1 pseudogene is annotated in these 254 nt (G+C 65.4%); it reads right to left on the reverse strand.

The window, feature by feature from the left end:
• Window positions 1–254 (reverse strand): annotated as a pseudogene (locus tag HH308_RS29475) (hypothetical protein); the annotation flags it as partial.

Here is a 254-nt window from a genome sequence, read left to right on the forward strand (position 1 = left end):
CCTTCGATGACGATTCGTTCGGGGGTGATGTAGATGGGGATGACGTGTCCGTCGTCGGTGGTGTGCAGGTCGTCGGTCCAGGTGCCGTGGGTTTTGCGGTTGTGTGCGTAGCGGTCTTTCGCGCCGAGGTTGGCCGGTTCGGTCTGCCCGCCGGCGGTGGGGGTGTGGTGGTTGTATTCGGTGGCGTGGTCGAGGTCGCAGCCGAACGCTGAGTGCGGGTTGCCGGGGAACAGGCTGTAGCAGTCGCGGATCCG

The organism is Gordonia asplenii, assembly GCF_012933505.1.
Lineage (GTDB): Bacteria > Actinomycetota > Actinomycetes > Mycobacteriales > Mycobacteriaceae > Gordonia > Gordonia asplenii.